The sequence below is a fragment of the Phenylobacterium sp. genome (assembly GCF_030697925.1).
Lineage (GTDB): Bacteria > Pseudomonadota > Alphaproteobacteria > Caulobacterales > Caulobacteraceae > Phenylobacterium.
Map to the genome: position 1 here is coordinate 1 of NZ_JAUYOJ010000170.1, position 3,934 is coordinate 3,934.

The 3,934-nt window shown below is 68.3% G+C and carries 4 protein-coding genes and 1 pseudogene; 2 read left to right on the forward strand and 3 right to left on the reverse strand.

Annotated elements, in window-relative coordinates; all coding sequences use genetic code 11:
• Positions 1-23 precede the first annotated feature (23 nt).
• Positions 24-890, forward strand: coding sequence for a site-specific integrase (locus tag Q8Q88_RS16255; protein ID WP_305676229.1), 867 nt, complete (start codon positions 24-26; stop codon positions 888-890).
• A gap of 19 nt (positions 891-909) precedes the next feature.
• Entirely contained in the window at positions 910-2,106 is a 1,197-nt protein-coding gene (locus Q8Q88_RS16260) for an IS91 family transposase (RefSeq protein WP_305676230.1), read from the forward strand.
• A 431-nt stretch (positions 2,107-2,537) separates the two neighbouring features.
• Here Q8Q88_RS16260 and Q8Q88_RS16265 read toward each other — a convergent pair.
• The 3 genes and pseudogenes from Q8Q88_RS16265 to Q8Q88_RS16275 form a co-directional block, all read right to left on the reverse strand.
• Positions 2,538-2,648 (reverse strand): annotated as a pseudogene (locus tag Q8Q88_RS16265) (DUF4287 domain-containing protein); the annotation flags it as partial.
• Positions 2,649-2,842: 194 nt separating this feature from the next.
• Positions 2,843-3,475 (reverse strand): glutathione S-transferase family protein, encoded by a 633-nt coding sequence (locus Q8Q88_RS16270; protein WP_305676231.1) that lies wholly within the window; start codon positions 3,473-3,475, stop codon positions 2,843-2,845.
• Positions 3,475-3,934 (reverse strand): class I adenylate-forming enzyme family protein (locus Q8Q88_RS16275; protein ID WP_305676232.1); only part of this gene is annotated, 460 nt, incomplete at its 5' end. The genes Q8Q88_RS16270 and Q8Q88_RS16275, both read right to left, overlap by 1 nt.

Sequence of the window (3,934 nt, forward strand, 5' to 3'; positions counted from 1 at the left end):
CTCCTCAAGACAGGAGATGCGTGATGACAGCAGAGGTCATCAACCCGCTGCGCCGCAGGATGATCGAAGACATGATGATCCGCAACTTCGATCCGCGGACCCAGCAGAGTTACATGCGATCGGTGCGGGCGTGCTGCCGGTGCTGCGACAGGCGGCCGGTGGAGCTGACGTTTGAGGATGTCCGACGCTATCAGTTGCACCTGACGCAGAGCGGGCTGGCGCCGGCCAGCGTCAACGGCGCCATGGTGGCGCTGCGGTTCTTCTTCCGGGTGACGCTGAAGCGGCCGGAGGCGGTCGACTACATCCCGATCGTTCGCGAGCCGCAGCGGCTGCCCGTGGTGCTCACGCCCGCCGAGGTCGCCAGCGTCCTGCAGGCGGCGCCGGGGCTCAAGTGGCGTACGGCGCTGAGCGTCGCCTACGGCGCTGGCCTGCGGGCCTCGGAGGTCGTGGGCTTGAAGATCGGTGACATCGATAGCCAGCGCATGCGGATCCGGGTCGAGCAGGGCAAGGGGCGGCGCGACCGCGACGCGCTGCTCTCGCCCCACTTGCTGGCGGTCCTGCGCAACTGGTGGAAGGTCGCCCGTCCGCCGGTGTGGCTGTTTCCCAATCGCCTGACGCCCTTCGACCCAGTCACCCCGCGCTCGTTAAACCGGGCCTTTCACGACGCGCTCAGGAAGGCCGGGATCAAGAAGCCGGTCTCACTGCACACGCTGCGGCACTGCTTCGCCACCCACCTGCTGGAGCAGGACGTCGACGTCCGCGTGATCCAGGTCCTGCTCGGCCACAGGAAGCTGGAGACCACGGCGATCTACACCCACGTGGCGGCCAAGACCCTGGACGGGATCGACAGCCCGCTGGACCTCCTGCAGCTCAGACCTCCGCCGGCCTGAGCTGCAGGAGACCGGGTCGGTGCGCCCGGTCCTGGAGGTCGCCGACATCTTCCGCGCCCATGGGCCCGCGTGGCGGCTGGCCCAGGCCGGGCGCCTCAGCCTGGGCCAGCTGAAGGTGATGTCGGCGATCGAGGCCTGCCGGACCGCGGAGCTCGGCGGCCATGTCGATCGCTGCGAGGACTGCGACCACCTGCAGGTCGCCTACAATTCCTGCCGCAACCGCCATTGCCCGAAGCGCCAGGGGGCGGCGGCGCAGCGCTGGCTGGAAGCGCGCCAGGCCGAGCTGTTGCCGCTGGCCTATTACCATGTGGTCTTCACCCTGCCGGCGCAGATCGGCGACATCGCCTTCCAGAACAAGGCCGTGGTCTATGACGCCCTGTTCAAGGCCGCCTCGCAGACCCTGCTGACCATCGCCGCCGATCCCAAACATCTGGGCGCGCGGATCGGCCTGACCGCGGTGCTGCATACGTGGGGCTCGGCGCCCACCCACCATCCGCACGTCCACTGCATCGTCCCCGGCGGCGGTCTCGCCCTGGACGGCCAGACCTGGGTCTCCTGCCGCCCGAGGTTCTTCCTGCCGGTGCGGGTGCTGTCTCGCCTGTTCCGGCGCCTCTTCCTGGACCGGCTCGCCGCCGCCCACGCCGAGGGCCGCCTGGCCTTCTTCGGCGCGCTCGAAGGCCTCGCCGACCGCGCCGCCTTCGCCGCCCGCCTGGCCCCGCTGCGCCGCGCCGAGTGGGTGGTCTACGCCAAGCGCCCGTTCGCCGGGCCCGAAGCGGTCCTGGCCTATCTCGCCCGCTACGCCCACCGCGTCGCCATCTCCTCGAGCCGCCTGGTCAGCCTCGACGACCGCGGCGTCACCTTCCGCTGGAAGGACTACCGCCAGGACGGACAGGCCCGGCGCAAGCTGATGACGCTGGCGCCCGGCGAGTTCCTCCGCCGCTTCCTCATCCACGTCCTGCCCTCAGGCTTCCACCGCATTCGCCACTACGGCCTGTTCGCCAACACCGGCCGCGCCGCCAACCTGGCCAAGGCCCGCGCCCTACTCGCGCCGCCACCACCCCCAGCCGAAGCCAGGGCCGAGCCCGACGCCGACGCAAAACCGCCGCTCGCCTGCCCCTGCTGCGGCGGACGCATGATCCGCGTCGAGGTCTTCGAGCGCGCAGGCTCGCCGCACGAGGCGCCGCAGAGGTCCGTCTTCAGGATCGACTCCTCATGAGGCTGAAGGACCACCTCGCCGCGAACCACAGCCCCGCGGCGGCGCCCGCTCGCCGCGTGCGCCGGCTCTCGCGCCGACGGCCGGGTCCTTGCGCGCGAAGCCGAAAACCCGACCTCCAACGCCTCATCACCCGCCGCGCACCGGATCAATCTGTCCGTGCGCGCCGCGCTCATCGCCTCGGAGCTCGCCGCCGAGCCCCAGCCGGGATCAGCGCCCAGCTCAAATCCCCATAGCGCTCCGACCCCATCCCGCGGGTCAGACTTTGAGCTTTCTCAGACACCCGCCTACGGGGCCACACCCGCCGCCGCGCCTGGCGGGCGTCCAAGAAACCTGAACAATTGCAGAAGTTGGCACCACGCCGAAATGCGGACGTCGCAGCCGAGCTGAAAAGGTCCGCTCCTTGGATACCACCTAGCGACTAGAGACGAGATCTATGGCTCATCTTCCGCGAGCGTCTGGGCGACGATTGCGTTTGCGTGCCCGTGTCCCATCGCATGTTTGTTCTTGAGCATCGAAACGCGCTCCATGTGCTTTGCGGGGTAGTGCCTACGAACCCGTCATCCAGCGAACGAAGCCACGCCATCGGCCTCTGGACCGACACCTACAACCGCAGTCGACCCCAACGCCCTCACACCCTGGGCCAGGGTGAACAACCTTCTGGAAATGACAGGCGCCGTTTCCAAGAAGGTTGTGCATACGCAACCTGGTCACTGACGCCCGGGCGGGATCGACTGGCCTAGCTAAGGAGAGGCTGCATCTGTGGGTCCCCCTTCTCCATCGCGCGCTGGTAGGCCGGCCGCGCCGCGATGACCTTCAGATAGGCTAGGATGTTCGAATAGTGCGACAGATCGCGCGGCGCGAAGACCCGCATGGTGGTCAGAGCGAAGCCCATGATGATGTCGGCCGCCGTGAACTCGTCCCCGGCGAAATAGGCCGAGGCGCCGAGCCGCGCCTCCACCAGCGCCCAGGCACGATCGGAACGCGCCCGCATGAATTGGGCGCGCGGGCTTTCCTCGGCGCCTTCCCGCGGCGCCCCGATCTGGCTGGGCAGCATCGAGGCGTTGGCGAAGTGGAACCAGAACAGATAGTCGGCGAAGTTCGAGGCGTCGGCGGCCACCGCCAGCCGGCCGTCGCCGTATTTGCCGATGATGTACTCCATGATCGCCCCGGACTCGGGCAGGACTACATCGCCGTCCGTGATGATCGGCGCGGTGCCGAGCGGATGCAGAGCCTTGTACTCAGGCGGCGCCGGGCCCCGGCCCGGTGGGACCCGATCGTAGCGCTTAAGCACGTAGTCGATCCCCAGTTCCTCGCAGAGCCAGACGATGCGTTCCGACTGGGAAACGCCGAGATGATGGACTGTCAGCATTATGAACCTGCGAGGATGTCGGTGAGGACGGATTGGGTGGTCGCCGCGGCGGCCGCCTGGCGTTGCGCGGCTTCGTCTCGAAGCTGACGCTTGAGGATTTTTCCCGACGCGATGCGCGGCAGCGGAGCGTCGGTGAAGTGGAAGTACCGAGGAATCTCGAACCGCGCGAGGCGGGGCTCGAGAAATGACCTCAAGACTGACTCCTCCAGGTCGGCGCGCGTGTAGAGCGTCGCCCCGACCTCTTCTCCCAGGCGTTCATCCGGCACGCCATAGACACTGGCTTCCAGGATGTCGGGGTGCTCCAGGAGCGCCGCCTCGACCGCGCCGCAGCCGATGTTTTCCCCGCCCCGGATCACCAGGTCCTTGATGCGGTCGACGATGTAGACGAACCCCTCGGCGTCCACATAGGCCACGTCCCCGGTCCGCATCCAGCCGTCCACGAAGGTCTCGGCGTTGGCG

What these genes read in the sequence shown, in the direction of transcription:
- Q8Q88_RS16270 (WP_305676231.1), bottom strand. Translation starts at nt 3,475, where the DNA reads ATGCTGACAGTCCATCATCTCGGCGTTTCCCAGTCGGAACGCATCGTC.
- Q8Q88_RS16255 (WP_305676229.1), top strand. Translation starts at nt 24, where the DNA reads ATGACAGCAGAGGTCATCAACCCGCTGCGCCGCAGGATGATCGAAGAC.